Origin of the sequence: Gluconobacter sp. P1D12_c (assembly GCF_018812105.1) — a bacterium.
Taxonomy (GTDB): domain Bacteria; phylum Pseudomonadota; class Alphaproteobacteria; order Acetobacterales; family Acetobacteraceae; genus Gluconobacter; species Gluconobacter oxydans_A.
In genome coordinates, this window is sequence record NZ_JACSIQ010000425.1 from 1 (window position 1) to 468 (window position 468).

A 468-nucleotide genomic window follows, 5' to 3' on the forward strand; every position below is an offset into this window, starting at 1 on the left:
AGCGTCCACCGCGCATGCCTGTCCTTGTGGGACAGCTTTGACGGCTTGTCCTGCCAGTCCTGTGGGATCCGCCCTTCACGCAGATCCGCTTTCTCAGCATTTGTGTTGCGCTGCCTGGGAGCCGCGACCAGCGTTGCATCCAGGATCTGSCCYGACATCGGCARATASCCGGCGTTACGCAGGGTCGCATCAAAGCGGTTGAACAGCCCATCGATCGCACTCGCCTGKGTCAGACGCTCGCGAAACAGCCAGACCGTTTTGGCATCGGGCACGCGATCTGACAGCCCCAGACCAAGAAAACGCATGAAGGACAGGCGGTCATTGATCAGATATTCCGTCCGTTCATCGGACAGATTATTCAGCGTCTGGATCACCAGGATTTTGAACATCAGCACCGGATCAAACGGCGGACGGCCGCCTTTGCTCCCGTCCGCATAGGCCAGAGCCTTCTCCAGGTCAGGRCGGAAT

Annotated in this window: 1 protein-coding gene; it reads right to left on the reverse strand. The window is 58.9% G+C overall.

Annotated elements, in window-relative coordinates; all coding sequences use genetic code 11:
* Window positions 1–468 (reverse strand): transposase (locus KP705_RS17490; protein WP_215765200.1); only part of this gene is annotated, 468 nt, incomplete at both ends.